Source organism: Nocardioides litoris (genome assembly GCF_006346315.1).
Lineage (GTDB): Bacteria > Actinomycetota > Actinomycetes > Propionibacteriales > Nocardioidaceae > Nocardioides > Nocardioides litoris.
The window spans coordinates 464,656-479,836 of the sequence record NZ_VDMR01000001.1 but is presented as its reverse complement, the minus strand read 5'-3'; the positions used below and the strand labels follow the sequence as shown (position 1 = coordinate 479,836).

Below are 15,181 nucleotides of genomic sequence, written 5' to 3'. Positions count from 1 at the left end.
CATCTTTGAGCGAGCAGGAGGGCGCCCAGGCAGCAGAGGAGCCGCTCCCGGCCAAGACCCTTATGGTCGGACTGCCAGGAACCGGAAAGACGTCGTTTCTTGCGCTTCTATTTCTAGCGCTCGTTCATGACCCCGATGGCAACGGACCAACACTTACCGCATTCGAGCAGGACCGCGCCTACCTGAATCGCATCGCCCAGAAACTTCAGCGGTGCGAGGCCGCTGACCGAACCCAGGTCGGAGACGAGCAGGGCCTCTCGCTCATCATCAGCATGCCTGAAGGAAAGCGATCCATGGGCCTGGCCGTGCCCGACCTGTCGGGCGAGACATGGGAGGTGGCGCATGTCGAGCGCGTGTTGGACGAGAGCATATGGAAGGACGCTGCGACCGCGGCTGGTTTCATGCTATTCGCTAGCGTGACAGACTTCGAGGGATCACCGACCATTGAGGAGGGCAGGCAGGCCGCCGCTCTGCTCGGGCAAGAGAGCCAAGACTGGAAGGAGGGTTCGCACGTCGTTCACGGCGAGGCGCCCTCGGCAACCCAAGTGGTCCTGGTCGATTTGATTCAAATCCTGTCGAAATTGCATGACGGCCCTTTCAATCTCAGCATCGTGCTTTCGGCCTACGACACCGTCGACCACGCGAGTACTTCACCGTCGGCTTGGGTCGAGGAGAACGCCCCGCTCCTGGCGCAATTCCTCCAGGGCAATGAATCTCAAGTCAGAACCCGGATCTACGGCGTGAGTGCCCAGGGTGGCGACTACGACGACGATGCGGCGATTGAGGAACTCGCCGAAAGGACGCTACTTGAGCGCGCCTTCGTGCTCGACGCATCCGGACAGTCAGTGGGGGTTCACATTCCCCTGCTGTGGGCGTTGGGCGATGCCTGAGAGCCGGATCCCAGTTCATCAAGCGCTCTACGGATACGTGGAGGGCCATCGTCTCGTGGCTGGCTCGACCCGACTGGACGACGGTGCTCAGCGGGCACTTCGATCGCTCACGGACGTAGCGTTCGATGGTAAAGCCAAGTCGTATCTGACAATCTGCCCGGTGCCGAACCAGCAGGCGCAGGCTTTCATCAAGACCTGGCCCGCTGACCCATGGACGCGACCTGGAAGCGTATGGTCGCACGTCCTGCTCGTCGACCTGCCTAATCTTAGTCGGCTTCAGGGGTTGGGGGGTATCGCCAAAGCGTTTCGCCGCCCAATGCCTAGGGGCTTGTCGCTCGAGGCCAATGAAATTGCGGTCTTCAAGCGACCGCTAGCGATCCCTACCGACCGATTCGTCGAGATGCCACCGTCCGCGATCGATCCAGCCATCCTCGCGAGAGTGCTCCATGGCCTGTACGAAAGCGAAGAGCCGGTACGGATACGCGTTTCGGACGCGAGCAGATACGAGGACCTCCTGTTGGCCCTCGTCGAGCAGCAATGGCCGCGACTGCGGCGCAACTTCTCGTGCCGCACTAGGCAACGCTCTACTAGCGTTCAGATGGACCTCGAACTTGTCGAGCAGGTTCCGAGCAGGGGCGCTCAGCACGTTGACTCAAGGGCGATCTTGGGCGGCTGGGCCAGCGTCGCATCCGCAGATCTGGGGAACGTCGACGCGGGGTATCGCCAGTTCCTTCAGATGTGCGGGGCCGAGAGTTCTTCGGGTCGTCGTGACTTTCGTCCGCTGACTCAGATGTACGAGGCGGTCTCCAGTCCGAGGGGCACACCCGCCCAAGTCCTAGATCTAATCGCTTTGAACTTCCCAGATCCGGAGGAGCAGCGCGGGCTAAAGCGAGTGCTGTTCGCTGACGCCGCGAGTGGGTCACGTGAGCAGTCACGGTCGATCCAAGCGCTCGCCCAGTGGCCGAAGGCCGAGAAGGACAGGATCCCCCTCGCGGTCAGGGCTGCCAGATGGCTGGACCTGGATCAAATTGATTTGGGTGCTCGTCTCGTGGATCTGTACCGAACTGACCCTGATCACGCCGATCTTCCTGACCTCGACCTCGAATTGCTAACAGTTCGCAATGTCGAGGCGCTTGTGGGCGGCATCAGTTCTCGCGCGGATTCTGCTACAGCCGTGGCCGTCGCAATATCGCAGCCCGATCTGGGCCTACTGATTGCCGCGCGGAACAAGCAGATCCTTGCCTCGCCCGTTATTTGGGAGCACCTGGATGTAGATCTGCTCATCGATTTGCTCGACGATCCGAGATCAGATGGCCTACGCGAGTTCGTGCTCGACCAACTCCTAGACCAGGACGCTGATTCGCCTATCGCCAGCATCTGCGGCGCTGACCCGGACGAATGGTGGGCGCTCCTGCTCAGATCGGCCCGGCGGGACGATTCTTCGTTCTACCAACGTGCACGCACCTTGCGTGCGTCGCTGGTGCGTCTCGGGACGGCCGCATTGAACTCTCCGCCGGTCAGGCCACAGAACGCCAACGAGTTGATGACTCTTGTTCTGGCAGCCGAACTGACCGCTGGGCTTTGGCGCCGCGCTGCTCCGGAGGACTGGATCCGAGCCGCAGCGCAGATGCGCGGCCGAGAGAACGGCCGTGTTCCTAGGGCCGCACACGAACGGTTGATGGCGGTCGCCCTCGTCGCAGCGATCCAGAGCGGATCGGCAGAGCATCGCACCCGTGGTTGGCGCACTTGCTATCCGTACCTGCACGCAGCGCTCCGCTCGGACTCGTTTGATTCCGAGGCATGGGCTCTACTCGCGTCCACGCTCCCGGCTGGGGCCGCTTGGGATAAGTGCAATCGATTGCGAAGGGGTGTGGCGCAAGAGATCAAGAAGGATCGGTGGTCCGCTGATGATGTTCGAGCAATCGTGGCCGCGTCTTCTCCTGACTCGGCTGCGCTCGTCGTTCTTCTTGAAGAGCGGGCCGCCAAGAAGAAGAAGGACCACTGGCTCAAGCAGATGTTGAAGATGTTCACATAGGTGGAGGCTCGACTCGAGCGATCGCAGTTTCAGTCGTTACGACTGACGTCCCGACGACCATCGTCGGGTGGGAGGAAGAGCCCGCGCGAAGGAACCAGGCGGCGCACCACGCACCGGTCGCCTGAGGACTTCCCGGGTACAGGTGTCGCCCGCCTCGGGCGGCAAGGTCTTCCGCGGCGTCAAGCAGGCCTTCGACCCACCCGAGTAGGCCAGTGAGCGATCACCCGGCGGCCCAGAAAGTCCGGAGAAGGCAACCGGATCGCCCAGAACCACATCGCCATCGCCCGCGAGCTGTGCGAGCGGTGGTGGGTGCGGCTGCCCCACCGCGACCTGGCCTACCTGGTCGAGGACACCCCGGAGTTCGACGCCTACATCCGCGAGATGCGGTGGGCGCAGCACTACGCGCTGCTCAACCGGGCCGAGATGATGGACCGGGTCGTGGCCTGCTTCGGTGCGTGGGTCGGCGACGACGACCTCGAGCGGGTGGAGGAGATCAGCTGCCACCACAACTACACCGAGCGCGAGCGGCACTTCGGGCAGGACGTGTGGCTCTCCCGCAAGGGCGCGATCCACGCCGGCGCCGGGGTGCCGGGGCTCATCCCGGGCTCGATGGGGACCGCGTCGTACGTCGTGGTCGGCAAGGGCGACCGGATGTCGCTGGAGTCCGCCCCGCACGGCGCGGGCCGGGAGTACTCCCGGACCCGGGCCCGGCAGACGTTCACCCGCGAGCAGCTGCGGGAGGCGATGGCGGGCATCGAGTACCGCGACACCGACGCGTTCCTCGACGAGATCCCGGCGGCGTACAAGGACATCGACCAGGTGATGGCCGACGCCGCGAGCCTGGTCGAGGTGCGCCACGTGCTCCGGCAGGTCGTCAACGTCAAGGGCGACTGACCCGCGCGTCGACGAGCCACCCCGCGGGGGCGGCGGGACGGGTGGCGGCTGGCCTATCGTCTCGGGCCATGAGCCAGCCGCCCGGACCGCCGCTCCCGCCCCCGCCGCCCGGACCGCCGCCCGGGTGGGGGCCGCCGGGCGGCGGCCACCAGCACCAGCCACCCGCGGGCCAGGGCGGCCAGGGCGGGCAGCCGATGGGCACGTTGGTCGTCACGCTCCAGGGCAGCGTGCTGACCAGCAACATGATCAGCCCGTCGGTGCGCCTCAACGGCTACCCCGTCCCGACGTCGTACGGCGACAACGCGCTGCCCGTGACCGCCGGACCGATCCACGTCGACGTCGAGGCGCAGTGGCTGAAGACCTACGGCCAGGCCGCGATCGACGTGCAGGTGCCGCCGGGCGGCACGGTGCAGGTGTTCTACGCCGGGCCCTGGCACCAGTTCACGACCGGGTCGATCGGGTTCGAGAAGCAGAAGCGCAAGGGCACCGGCTTCCTGGTCGGCTTCGTCCTCGTGCTGCTGCTGCTCGTCGTCGGGATCCCGCTGCTGGCCTCCCTGGGCTGACCGGGGCGTCGCGGGCGGCCCGTCGGTGCCGCCCACCCCGTGACCCTGCCGTTCAGCAACCACCCGCCGAGCGCCCCGCTCGACCCGCCGAGGCCGAGACGCTGCGCCAGGCCGGACGGTGGTTCGTCGAGGTGGAGTGCCCGGGCCGCGCGCGGCCCGACGGGTACGCCGGGCTCGGGGTCGACCTGGTCGCGGGCCGGACCACCGAGCTCTCCTACGCCCCACCCTGGGCGACGTTCGTCGGCGGTCGGATCGGCCCGGTCCCCCAGCGCAGTCCCGGGCTGCTGCTGGTCGTGGTCATGGCGGTGCTGCTCGCGCTGGGGTGGCTGGTGCGCTCCGGCACCTGACGGCGCCGGTCCCACGGGGCGGAGGTCCGTGGAGGGCGACCGGCCGACCTCCGTAGGCTGGAGCCGTGAAGGCGCTGCTGCTCGAGAACATCCACCCGGTCGCCGTCGAGACGCTGGAGCGCCGCGGCTTCGAGGTCGACCTGCGCAGCTCGGCGATGTCGGAGGACGAGCTGCTCGAGGCGCTGCCCGGGGTCTCCCTGCTCGGCATCCGCTCCAACACCACGATCACGCCCAAGGTCGTCGAGAACGCCGCCGACCTGCTGGCCATCGGCTGCTTCTGCATCGGCACCAACCAGGTCGACCTCGCCGCGGCGGCCGACCGGGGCATCGCTGTCTTCAACGCGCCGTACTCCAACACGCGCAGCGTCGTGGAGCTCGTCATCGGCGAGATCATCGCGCTGGCGCGGCGGCTGACCGAGAAGACCGAGAAGATGCACGCGGGCGTGTGGGACAAGTCGGCCAAGGGCAGCCACGAGGTCCGCGGCCGCACGCTCGGCATCGTCGGCTACGGCAACATCGGCACCCAGCTGTCCAACCTGGCCGAGTCGATGGGCCTGCGGGTCATCTTCTTCGACACCGCCGACCGGCTCGCCCACGGCAACGCCCGGCGGATGCCGAGCCTCGACGCGCTGCTCGCCGAGGCCGACGTCGTGACGCTGCACGTCGACGGGCGGCCGGGCAACGCGGGGTTCTTCGGCGCCGAGCAGTTCGCGCAGATGAAGCCCCGCTCGCTGTTCATCAACGCCGCCCGCGGCATGGTCGTCGACACCGAGGCCCTGCGCGAGTGCATCCTGTCCGGCCACATCGCCGGCGCCGCGCTCGACGTGTTCCCGACCGAGCCCAAGGCCCAGGGCGACCCGTTCGAGTCGCCGCTGCGCGGCCTCGACAACGTCATCCTGACCCCCCACGTCGGCGGCTCCACCCAGGAGGCGCAGGAGGAGATCGGCTGGTTCGTCGCCGGCAAGCTCGGCGGCTTCTCGCTCGAGGGCCGCACCGAGCTGTCGGTCAACCTGCCCGCCGTCCTCGCCCCGCAGCTGACCACCGGCTCGCGCATCGGGTTCCTCCACGTCAACGTGCCCGGCGTGCTCGCCGAGCTCAACGGCCGCCTGGCCGAGCAGGGCGTCAACATCAGCGCCCAGTACCTCGCGACCCGCGGTGAGCAGGGGTACGTCGTCACCGACGTCGCCGAGCCGCTCTCCGAGGCCGCCGCCCGGGCCATCGCCGCCTCCGACCACACCATCTGGCTGCGCACCTGGTCGGCCTGAGCCGGGGCTGCGCCGCCGGGAGGGTGAACGGGGCCTCCGTAGGCTCGGAGGCGTGATGGGTGGAGTGCGCGACCGGCTGGGGCAGGTGCTGTTCGAGCGCGTCGCCGGGCCCGAGGGGCCGGCCAAGCGCGACCGCATCCACGGCACCGAGGGCCCGCGCTGGTTCGAGGCGGGCAGCCCGATCACCGTCGTGCACGGCGACGCCTCGATGTTCGTCGGCGGCATCCGGGCCCTGCTGGTGCAGACCATGCACCCGGCCGCCATGCGCGCCGTGGCCGAGCACTCCGGCTACCGCGGCGACATGTGGGGCCGGCTGCACCGCACCAGCGAGTTCCTCGCCGCCACCACCTTCGCCACCGCCGACGACGCCGAGCGCATCGTGGCCGTGGTCAAGGCCATCCACCGGCGCGTCAACGGCACCATGCCCGACGGCTCGACGTACGCCGCCTCCGACCCGCACCTGCTCCGCTGGGTGCACGTGGCCGAGGTCGACAGCTTCCTGCGGGCGCACACCGTCTACGGCAAGGAGCCCCTCGACCAGGCGGGCCGCGACGAGTACGTCCGGCAGGTCGGCGAGGTGGCCACCCGCCTCGGCGCGACCGACGTGCCGCAGACCGAGGCCGAGCTGGCCGAGTGCATCGCGGCCTACCGTCCCGAGCTGCACGGCACGCCCGAGGCACGCGAGGCCGTGCGCTACCTGCTCGTGCACCCGCCGCTCCCGCTGGCCGCCCGGCCGCCGTACCTCGTGCTGGTCGCGGCCGCCGTGGGCCTGATGCCGGGGTGGACCCGGGTGCCGCTGCGGCTGCCGTGGCTGCCGGTCACCGAGCGCACGGTCGTGCGGGCCCTGGGGTCGGCCGCCACCGGCACGATCCGCTGGGCCATGTCGCCGGGCGCTTGAGCCGATCTTGTCCTGGGCTCCGCCCCGGGCTTGAAGCAGCGTTGAGGCCGCGTTCCTAGGTTCGGGCTCGTGACGACTCCCCCCTGCAGCACCGCCGTCGTCGTCGACGTCCTCGTCCCGACGCCCTCCATCCTCGCGCTGCGCGTCGACGACGCCACCGGCCGCACCGTGCGCCGCCGACGCGTCCGCGACTCCCGCGTCGCCCTCGACCTGCCCGCCGGCGGCTACCGGTTCACGCTCACCGACGACCGGGCGCCCCACGACCCGGCCCGGCTCGCCCCGGCCTCCGCGGACCTCGTCGTCCCCGCCGCCGGCGCCCGCATCGCCCTGCGGCCCAGCCCCGGGGCGGTCGTGGCGGTCGCGACGGCACCGTGGGCCGTCGTCGCCGCCTCGTGCGCCGGCGCCGCCGGCCTCGTCGAGACCCGCGCCGACGGCGAGGGCCGGGCGGTGCTGGCCGGGCTGCGCCCCGGCGCGTGGGTCGTCGCCGCGCACGACCGGCGACGCGACCTGTGGTCGCCCGCCGCCACCGTCGACCTGGCCGCGGGCTCCCGCACCGCGGTCGACCTCGTCCCGACCCTGCCCGCGGCCCGCCTGCTCGTGCAGGTGGGCGGCACCGACCGACGACCGGTCCGCGCCACTGACGTGCTCGTCACCGACGACCTCGGGCGCACCACCCGGGCGCCGCTGCGCGACGGCGTCGCCGACCTCCGTGGCCTGCGGCCGGGCACCCTGCTCGTCGTCGTCCCCGCCTCGGTCGGGCACCGTGGCGCCGTCACCCCGGTCGAGGCCGGGCCGGGCTCGGTCGTCGCGCCCCGCGTCACGGTGCCCGTCGGCGCCACCGTCGCCGGCCGGGTCGTCCAGGGCCGGCGACCCCAGCACGCCGCCGTCGTCGCCCTCGTCGACGAGGACGGACGCGAGGTCGAGCGCACCCGCACCGACCCCGCCGGTCGGTTCGAGCTCGGCCGCGGCCTGGGGGTCCGCGCCGGCCTGACCGTGGTCGCCACCACCGGCCCCGAGACCCTGCACGTCACCCGGGCCGCCGTGGCCGACCTGGCGACGTACGCCGGCGTGCGGCACCACCTGGCCGACCTCGCCCTGCCGGTCGGCGGGCCGGCCGCGGTCTGGCGCGCCCGCCGCGCCCCGGCCACCCCGCCGCGCCTGCCCCACGCCTGACCGCGCCCGCGGCCGTGGGAGAAGATGGGGCGGTGCCTCCACCTGCCGGTCCGGCCTGGCCCCTGCCCGACGGCGACGCCGTGCGCGACGAGTTGTGGGCGGCGTACGACGACCCGGGGCGGCACTACCACGACACCGTCCACCTGACCGAGGTCCTCGGGCGGGTCGACGAGCTCGAGGCGGCCGGCCTGGCCTTCGACGGCGTGCCGGTGCGGCTGGCCGGCTGGTTCCACGACGCGGTCTACGACGGCGAGCGCGACGCCGAGGAGCGCTCGGCCGCGTGGGCCGAGGACGCCCTGCCGGGCCTGGTCGCCGACGACGTGGTGGCCGAGGTGGCCCGGCTGGTGCGGCTGACCGAGACCCACCGCCCCGACGACGCCGACCTCAACGGCTGCGTGCTCTCCGACGCCGACCTCGGCATCCTCGCCGCGCCCGCCGAGCGCTACGCCGCCTACGCGGCCGCGGTCCGTGCGGAGTACGCCCACCTCGACGACGCGACCTTCGCCGCCGGACGTCGCACCGTGCTGGAGGACCTGCTGGCCAAGCCACGGCTGTTCCAGACCGCGCACGCGCTCGTGAGGTGGGAGGAGCGGGCCCGGTCCAACATGACCGCCGAGCTGGCCCGGCTCTAGCCCGAGCGCGGCCGCGGCTTGCGGCGGCGCAGGCCCGCGGCGACGAGGCGCGCCACGAGCTCGCGCGAGCTGACCGGCACGGCGCCGGCGGCCACGACCTCGTGGTACCACTCCGCCGGGACGTCGTAGTGGTCGCGGTCGAAGCCGCGCTCGGGGATGCCGACGGTCCGGGCGAACGCGTGCAGCTCCTCGTACGACGTGTCGCTGGCCAGGTGGGACCAGAGGCGCCCGTGGGCCGCGACGAGCGGCGGGTCGACCAGGATCACCGGGCCGCGGCCCGGGCGACGGCCGGGCCGTCGAGGAGGAGCCGCCACGAGCGGACGAGCGCGGCGTCGACGTAGGCCCGGGCCGAGCCGCCCGGTCGCACCTGCTCGGCGACCTGGACCTGGGTGACCCCGGCCCGCGCGAGCCACGGCACCTGGTCGGCGCCGAGACCGCCCGCGGGCATGACCAGCCGCGCGACCGCGGGGTCGGCCGAGGCGAGGGCCAGCAGGTCGTCGTACCCGTGCGCGAGGCCCTGCGGGGAGCCGGCGGTGGCGACCGCGGTCAGGCCGGGCAGCCCGACGAGGCGACGCCACGCGCGCCGGGGGTCGAGGCAGTCGTCGACGACGCGCGGGAAGGTCCAGGGCACGTCGGGCAGGGCGGTGGCGAGGGCCGCGGTGGTCTCGACGTCGACGTCGAGGTCGGCGTCGAGGAACCCGAAGCAGACGCCCTCGGCGCCCAGCCCGACGAGCTCGCGGCCCAGCGCGGCCGCGTCGGCGACCGCTCCGTGGTCGCCGCCGACCAGGACCCGCACCGGCACGTCGCTCGCCCGCAGCACCGCGGCCGCGGTGGCCGGGTCGGGCGCGCGGCCGTCGACCTCGAGGCAGAGCCGGTCGGCCCCGCCCGCGACCGCGCCCGCGACGTCCTCGACGCGGTGCACGACGACCTCGAGCAGCAACCCCACCCGGCCAGGTTAGGGGGCGGCCGGGGCGCCGGGCGGCACCTCCCGCTCCGCGCCGGGGTGCGTCGGCCTTGAGCCACCCTGACAATGGACAGGTGGACGACAGCCTGCTGCTCGAAGCACGAGCCCGCGTGCTGGCCGACCTCACGGCCCGCCAGCTCGCGACCGCCCCGGCCGTCTCGGCCCTCGACGACGCCTGCGAGAGCCGGCTGTGGTGGGCCTCCCAGTGGCCCCAGGGCGCGCCGTACGTCGCCGGGCTGGTCGCCCAGGACGTGCAGGACGCGCTGTTCGAGACGATGGCCCGCTGGCCGCTGTGCCTCGCGTGCGAGGACGGCCCGGTCCACTCGCTCTACATCTCCCCCGACCTCGGCGGCCCCGACCCGGTGTGGGTGTGCGAGGAGACCGGTGAGGTCGCCGCCGCGCTGGGGTACCTCGGCCGGCCCTCGGCCGCGCGGGGGCGGTTGTCGGGGTGAGTCGGCCGCATGGGCGGCAGATTCTCCGGTTAAGCGGAGAAACTCCCACTCATGGTGGGGAACTACCGCCCAGAAGCGGCAGATTCACCAGTTAACCGGAGGTTTTGCCGGGACGAACGCCGAGACCGACCCGCCCCCGAACAACCGCTCAACCGTCGCCGAGCTGGATCCACATCGTGTAGCGGTCGGAGCGGTAGGCGCTGCGGGAGACGTTGACGACCTTGTCGCCGACCATGCCGCGCCGGGAGTGCCGCAGCACGACGGTGCCGGGGTCGACCTCGAGCAGGAGGGCCTCCTCGTCGCCCGCGGTGTCGGCGGCGATGGAGTCCTCGGCCCAGGTCGGGCGCAGGCCGCGCGCGTCGAGGGCGTCGTACAGGCTGGTCGGCATGCCGGTCTGCAGGAAGCCGGGGAGCAGGACCTCGTTGAGGTAGTTGTCCTCGATGCAGATGACCGCGCCGTCGCCGCGGCGCAGGCGGCGCCAATGGATGACGGCGTCGCCCTCGGAGATGCTCAGGGCGCGGGCGACGCCCGGGCCGGCCTGCTCGCGGCGGGCCAGGAGGGTCTGCGACTCGGCCAGCAGGCCGCGGCGGGTCATCTCCTCGGTGTAGCCGGTGATCCGCGAGGCGACCCGGCGCGGCCGGGCCACGAAGGTGCCGCGACCGGGGATGCGCTCGAGCAGCCCCTCGGTGACCAGGGCGTCGAGCGCCTGGCGCACGGTCATCCGGGCGACGCCGAAGCGGTGCACCAGCTCGCGCTCCGAGGGAGCGGGCGAACCGGGTGCGTTGCCCGCCACGAGACCGCGGACGTACTCGCGCACGGCGACGTGCTTGAGCGAGCGTCCGTCGCTGATCAGCACGTCCTCCACGCCCCGAACAGTAGGGAACCCGAGGCGCCCGCGTCCGCGAAACGGCGCGATGTCACCGAGCCTTTACCAGGCTGGGCACGACCGGTCACCCGCGGCGTCACTCCGCGGCGTCACTCCGGGGCGTCACTCCGTCGCGATGGCCCGCAGCACGTCGAGGCGCGCCGCCCGGCGCGCGGGCAGCACAGCGGCCACGACGCCGATGACCACGCCGAGGACGAGGAAGACGACGAGCTGCCCCGCAGGCACGTCGACGACCTCCAGGCCCTGCTCGCGCACCGCCGCCATCATGGCCAGGCCGAACCCGACGCCGAGCACGACCCCGAGCACGGCCCCGAGCACCGCGATCACCACCGACTCCAACGTGATCATCCAGCGCAGCTGCCCGCGGGTGAGGCCGATGGCGCGCAGCAGCCCCACCTCGCGGGTGCGCTCGACCACCGACAGCGCCAGCGTGTTGACGATGCCCATGACCGCGATGAGCAGGGCCAGGCCGAGCAGGGCGTAGATGATGTAGACGAACCGGTTGATGGGCTCGCGCTGCTCGGCGGCGAACTCCGCCTGGTCGTTGACCACCACCGTCGGGTTGTCGACGGCCTGCTCCAGCTGCTCCTCCAGGTCGCCCGCACCGGGGTCGGCGACCACGGTCAGCGAGGCGTCGACCGGCTCGTAGCCGCCGGCCTCGAAGGTCGCCAGGGTCGTCACCACGTCGCCCACGAGCGGGTTGTCCTCGTAGGTGCCGACGATGCGCCACCGCTCTTCCCCCGACGGCGGGTCGGCGCGGAGCTCCTCGCCGACGGCGTACCCCCCGTCGTCGGCCCAGTCCGCGGAGACGATGACGGTGCGGTCGGCCAGCGTGCCCAGGTCGCCCGCGACGGTGCGCAGCCCGAACACGCCGACCCGGGTGGGGTCGAGGGCCGAGACGGCCTCGGTGTCGCCGTCGAGGTCGACGAGCTGGAAGCGCTGCCGCACCACCTCGCGCACGCCCGGCACAGCCGCCACCTGGTCGGCCACGGAGGCGTTGAAGAACGCCCCGAACCCGGTGCCGCGCACGACGTAGTCGCCGACGAAGTTGTCCTCGACCGTCTGGTCGACCGACGCCTTGGCCGAGGAGCCGATGATGGCCATGGCGCAGGCGAGCGTCAGGCCGATCATCAGGGCCGACGCGGTGGCCGCCGTACGACGGGGGTTGCGCAGGGAGTTCTGGCCGGCGAGGTTGCCGACCGGCCCGTACGCCCGCGCGTACGCCGCCCGCGCGAGCCCGAGGAGCGGCGCGGCCAGCACCGGGCTCATCGCGGTGACGCCGAGCAGGACGGCCAGGATGCCGCCGCCGATCCACCAGCCCGCCCGCGGCACGTCGCCGGCCACCCCGAGACCGAGCGCCATCGCGCCGCCCCCGAGCACGGCGAGCACCAGGCCCAGCACGAACCGCCGGCGCAGCGACGACTCGGGCAGGGCGACGTCGTCGCGCATCGCCTGCACCGGCGCGATCCGGCTGGTGCGGCGGGCGGGCAGGTAGGCCGCGGCCATCGTGACCAGCACCCCGATCGCGTACGCCGCCACGAAGGTGCGCGGACGGTAGACCAGGTCCTGGCCGGTGAGGTCGAGCCCCAGGCTGGCGAACAGGGCCTTCAGCCCGACGGCGAGCAGCACCCCGAGGCCGATGCCGAGCGTGGCGCCGATGGCGCCGAGCACGAGCGCCTCGACCTGCACCGACCGGACGACCTGGCGCTTGGACGCCCCGAGCGCGCGGAGCAGCGCGAGCTCGCGGCTGCGCTGGGCCACCAGCATCGAGAAGGTGTTGACGACCAGGAACGAGCCCACGACCAGTGCGATGCCGGCGAAGATGAGCAGGAAGGTGGTCAGGAAGCCGATGGCCTCGAGCAGCTGGCTGGCCTGCTCGTCGGCCGCGTCGTCGCCGGTCTGCACCTCGACGCCGTCGGGCACGACCGCGCGGGCCTGGTCGGCGAGGGCGGTCTGCGAGACGCCGTCGCGGGCGGTCACCCAGGCGTCGGTGAACGCGTCCTGCCCGCCCAGGAACAGCGCCTGCGCCGTCGGGGTGTCCCAGGCGACGTACGTCGCGCCGTTGAGCGAGCCGCCGTCGGGGAAGCCGAGCAGGCCCACGACCTGGGCCCGCTGCTGGGCGGGGCGGCCCTCGGGCACCTGCACGAGCACTGGGTCGCCGACGCCCACCTCGGCCCGCTCGGCGGTGCGCTCGTCGAGCACCACCTCGCCCGAGCCCTGGGGTGCGCGGCCCTCGACCAGCTGCAGGCCGGGCCCACCGGCGGCGGGGGCGTCGCTGTAGCTCGCGCCCAGCCCCGGCGGCCCGGACCCGCCGACGACGTCACCCTCGGGGTCGAGGACGTAGACGCCCTGCGCGGTCACGTTGCCGTCGGCGCGGGCAGCCCCGGGCAGCTCGGCCAGCTGGGCGACCAGCGGGGCCGGGATCGTCTTGGTCGACTGGCCGAGCGCGGTCTGGGCGTCCTCGGGGGCGACGACGACGTCGCCGACCGTGGAGGCGAACAGCGCGGTGAAGCTGCGGTTGAGGGTGTCGGAGAAGACCAGGGTGCCGACGACGAAGGCGACGCCGAGCACGATGGCGAAGGTGCTCATCAGCAGTCGCACCTTGCGCCCGAGCAGGCTCTTGAGGGCGGCGCGGATCACCGCCTCACGCCTCCTCGGCCAGCCGGGCCATCCGGTCCATCGTCTGCAGCACGGCGTCGCGGTCGGGGTCGCGCTGCTCCTCCACGACCCGGCCGTCGGCGAGGTAGACGACCCGGTCGGTCCATGCGGCCGCCACCGGGTCGTGGGTGACCATGACGACGGTCTGGCCGTGGTCGTCGACGCTCGCGCGCAGCAGCTCGAGCACCTCGGCCCCCGAGCGGGAGTCCAGGTTGCCGGTCGGCTCGTCGGCGAACACGATGCGCGGGCGGCTCATCAGGGCGCGGGCCACGGCCACCCGCTGCTGCTGGCCGCCGGAGAGCTCGTTGGGCTTGTGGGAGAGCCGGTCGCCCAGCCCGACCGTCGACACGACGGTCTCGAACCAGTCGGGCTCGGGCTTGCGGCCCGCGATGGCCAGGGGCAGCAGGATGTTCTCCCGCGCGGTGAGGGTCGGCACCAGGTTGAAGGACTGGAAGACGAAGCCGATCTCCTCGCGCCGCAGCACGGTCAGCTCCTTGTCCTTGAGCCGGCCGATCGAGCGCTCGCCGACGACCACGTCGCCGGCGTCGGGGCGGTCGAGGGCGGCGCAGACGTGCATGAGGGTCGACTTGCCCGAGCCGCTCGGGCCCATGATGGCGGTGAACTCGCCGGCGTACAGGTCGAGCGTGACGTCGTCGAGGGCCCGGACGACGGCCTCGCCGCGTCCGTAGGTCTTGGTGAGACCGCTGACGCGGGCGGCGACCGCGCGGTCGGGGGCGGGGGTGACCGGCGCACTCATGGCTCCAGCCTCCCCTGCCCCCGGTCGGCGCCGCTACCGGGTCAGGACCCCCGAGGGGTGGGCGCCGCCGGCGGGGTCGGCGCTCCCTCCGGCGGGGTCGGCGCCTCACCGTCCCTGGGCGGGGTCGGCGGGGTGGGCGGGGTCGGGGCCTCGCCGTCGGCCGGCGGGGCCAGCGGGGTCGGGGCCTTGCCGTCGGCCGGCGGGGCCGGCGGGGCGGGCGGGGTGGGGGCCTCGGCGCCGCCCGGACCGCAGCCCGGACCGTCGGCGGGTCCGCCGGCCGGTCCGCCGGGGCCCCGGGGCGCCTCGCCGGCACCCGGGGCGGCCGGACCCGTCGGAGCATCCGGAGCGTCCGGCGCGTCGGTGGGCGCGTCGGTGGGCGCGTCGGTGGGCGCGTCGGTGGGTGCGTCGGTGGGTGCGTCGGCCGGGGCGGCGTCGCTGCTGACCGAGGTCAGGTCACGGGTGGCCTGCGGGGCGCGGTCGCCGTCGGCGAGCGCCGGTACGGCGATCGCCAGGCCGAGCACGGTCACCGCGGCGACACCGAGCCCGGCGAGCACGGCGGGCCCGCGCCGGGTGCGCAGCGGGCCGGTCGCGCCGAGGGCGAGGGGCTGGGTGTCGTCGTGCTCGGGACGGTAGGGGTCGTGGGGCTGGTCCATCGGGTTCCTCCGGTGTCGGTCGGGCTGTCTCTCGGACTCCACCGACGGTGGCCACCGGACCTGCGGGCAACCTGAAGAAGCCGCGGCCAACCCGGTTTCTTGAGGTCCCCTTCA

General features: G+C 72.7%; 16 protein-coding genes. 10 read left to right on the top strand and 6 right to left on the bottom strand.

All coding sequences use genetic code 11. The annotated features are described in order from the left end of the window. The first annotated feature begins 5 nt into the window (after positions 1 to 5). The 9 genes from FJQ57_RS02355 to FJQ57_RS02315 all read left to right on the top strand — a co-directional run bounded on the left by FJQ57_RS02355 (position 6) and on the right by FJQ57_RS02315 (position 8,697). Positions 6 to 890, top strand: coding sequence for a TRAFAC clade GTPase domain-containing protein (locus FJQ57_RS02355; protein ID WP_139977630.1), 885 nt, complete (start codon positions 6 to 8; stop codon positions 888 to 890). Continuing rightward, complete coding sequence (locus FJQ57_RS02350; protein WP_139977629.1) at positions 883 to 2,925, top strand: GAP1-N1 domain-containing protein; 2,043 nt, start codon at positions 883 to 885, stop codon at positions 2,923 to 2,925. The genes FJQ57_RS02355 and FJQ57_RS02350 overlap by 8 nt, the downstream gene beginning before the upstream one ends. A 219-nt stretch (positions 2,926 to 3,144) precedes the next feature. After that, positions 3,145 to 3,819 carry an RtcB family protein gene (locus FJQ57_RS02345; RefSeq protein ID WP_139977628.1) on the top strand — a complete coding sequence of 225 codons (675 nt, stop codon included), beginning with the start codon at positions 3,145 to 3,147 and terminating at the stop codon, positions 3,817 to 3,819. Between the two features lie 68 nt (positions 3,820 to 3,887). Further along, complete coding sequence (locus FJQ57_RS02340) at positions 3,888 to 4,382, top strand: hypothetical protein (protein ID WP_139977627.1); 495 nt, start codon at positions 3,888 to 3,890, stop codon at positions 4,380 to 4,382. A 131-nt stretch (positions 4,383 to 4,513) separates the two neighbouring features. Next, entirely contained in the window at positions 4,514 to 4,729 is a 216-nt protein-coding gene (locus tag FJQ57_RS02335; RefSeq protein ID WP_139977626.1) for a hypothetical protein, read from the top strand. Between the two features lie 65 nt (positions 4,730 to 4,794). Next, the gene (gene serA, locus FJQ57_RS02330; protein WP_139977625.1) at positions 4,795 to 5,994 is read left to right on the top strand and encodes a phosphoglycerate dehydrogenase; all 1,200 of its coding nucleotides are present in this window, start codon (positions 4,795 to 4,797) and stop codon (positions 5,992 to 5,994) included. Between the two features lie 55 nt (positions 5,995 to 6,049). Then, positions 6,050 to 6,892, top strand: a complete 843-nt coding sequence (locus FJQ57_RS02325; RefSeq protein ID WP_139978942.1) for an oxygenase MpaB family protein — start codon at positions 6,050 to 6,052, stop codon at positions 6,890 to 6,892. A gap of 69 nt (positions 6,893 to 6,961) precedes the next feature. Beyond that, positions 6,962 to 8,065, top strand: coding sequence for a hypothetical protein (locus FJQ57_RS02320; RefSeq protein WP_139977624.1), 1,104 nt, complete (start codon positions 6,962 to 6,964; stop codon positions 8,063 to 8,065). A gap of 32 nt (positions 8,066 to 8,097) precedes the next feature. Continuing rightward, positions 8,098 to 8,697 carry an HD domain-containing protein gene (locus FJQ57_RS02315; protein ID WP_246081547.1) on the top strand — a complete coding sequence of 200 codons (600 nt, stop codon included), beginning with the start codon at positions 8,098 to 8,100 and terminating at the stop codon, positions 8,695 to 8,697. Here FJQ57_RS02315 and FJQ57_RS02310 read toward each other — a convergent pair. Both FJQ57_RS02310 and FJQ57_RS02305 read right to left on the bottom strand, forming a co-directional pair. Beyond that, positions 8,694 to 8,963, bottom strand: coding sequence for a DUF4031 domain-containing protein (locus tag FJQ57_RS02310; RefSeq protein ID WP_139977623.1), 270 nt, complete (start codon positions 8,961 to 8,963; stop codon positions 8,694 to 8,696). The two genes, FJQ57_RS02315 and FJQ57_RS02310, sit on opposite strands and share 4 nt — an antisense overlap. Beyond that, positions 8,960 to 9,643 carry a copper homeostasis protein CutC gene (locus tag FJQ57_RS02305; protein WP_246081546.1) on the bottom strand — a complete coding sequence of 228 codons (684 nt, stop codon included), beginning with the start codon at positions 9,641 to 9,643 and terminating at the stop codon, positions 8,960 to 8,962. The genes FJQ57_RS02310 and FJQ57_RS02305 overlap by 4 nt, the downstream gene beginning before the upstream one ends. Before the next feature lie 92 nt (positions 9,644 to 9,735). Here FJQ57_RS02305 and FJQ57_RS02300 point away from each other — a divergent pair, with 92 nt between their 5' ends. Beyond that, on the top strand, positions 9,736 to 10,113 hold the full coding sequence (locus FJQ57_RS02300) for a hypothetical protein (RefSeq protein ID WP_139977622.1): 378 nt from the start codon (positions 9,736 to 9,738) through the stop codon (positions 10,111 to 10,113). A 148-nt stretch (positions 10,114 to 10,261) separates the two neighbouring features. Here the strand turns inward: FJQ57_RS02300 and FJQ57_RS02295 are convergent, their stop codons facing one another. From FJQ57_RS02295 to FJQ57_RS23525, 4 genes are all read right to left on the bottom strand, one after another. Further along, entirely contained in the window at positions 10,262 to 10,978 is a 717-nt protein-coding gene (locus tag FJQ57_RS02295) for a GntR family transcriptional regulator (protein WP_139977621.1), read from the bottom strand. A gap of 123 nt (positions 10,979 to 11,101) precedes the next feature. Continuing rightward, the gene (locus FJQ57_RS02290) at positions 11,102 to 13,639 is read right to left on the bottom strand and encodes an ABC transporter permease (protein ID WP_139977620.1); all 2,538 of its coding nucleotides are present in this window, start codon (positions 13,637 to 13,639) and stop codon (positions 11,102 to 11,104) included. Between the two features lie 4 nt (positions 13,640 to 13,643). Continuing rightward, positions 13,644 to 14,414: an ABC transporter ATP-binding protein gene (locus tag FJQ57_RS02285; protein WP_139977619.1), complete on the bottom strand. Its 771-nt coding sequence runs from the start codon at positions 14,412 to 14,414 to the stop codon at positions 13,644 to 13,646. A 41-nt stretch (positions 14,415 to 14,455) separates the two neighbouring features. Beyond that, positions 14,456 to 15,067 carry a hypothetical protein gene (locus FJQ57_RS23525; protein WP_139977618.1) on the bottom strand — a complete coding sequence of 204 codons (612 nt, stop codon included), beginning with the start codon at positions 15,065 to 15,067 and terminating at the stop codon, positions 14,456 to 14,458. Positions 15,068 to 15,181 lie beyond the last annotated feature (114 nt).

Bases quoted from the DNA above. Each gene is read 5' to 3' on its own strand.
- FJQ57_RS02350 (WP_139977629.1), top strand. From the start codon at position 883: ATGCCTGAGAGCCGGATCCCAGTTCATCAAGCGCTCTACGGATACGTG.
- FJQ57_RS02325 (WP_139978942.1), top strand. From the start codon at position 6,050: ATGGGTGGAGTGCGCGACCGGCTGGGGCAGGTGCTGTTCGAGCGCGTC.
- FJQ57_RS02285 (WP_139977619.1), bottom strand. From the start codon at position 14,414: ATGAGTGCGCCGGTCACCCCCGCCCCCGACCGCGCGGTCGCCGCCCGC.
- FJQ57_RS23525 (WP_139977618.1), bottom strand. From the start codon at position 15,067: ATGGACCAGCCCCACGACCCCTACCGTCCCGAGCACGACGACACCCAG.
- FJQ57_RS02340 (WP_139977627.1), top strand. From the start codon at position 3,888: ATGAGCCAGCCGCCCGGACCGCCGCTCCCGCCCCCGCCGCCCGGACCG.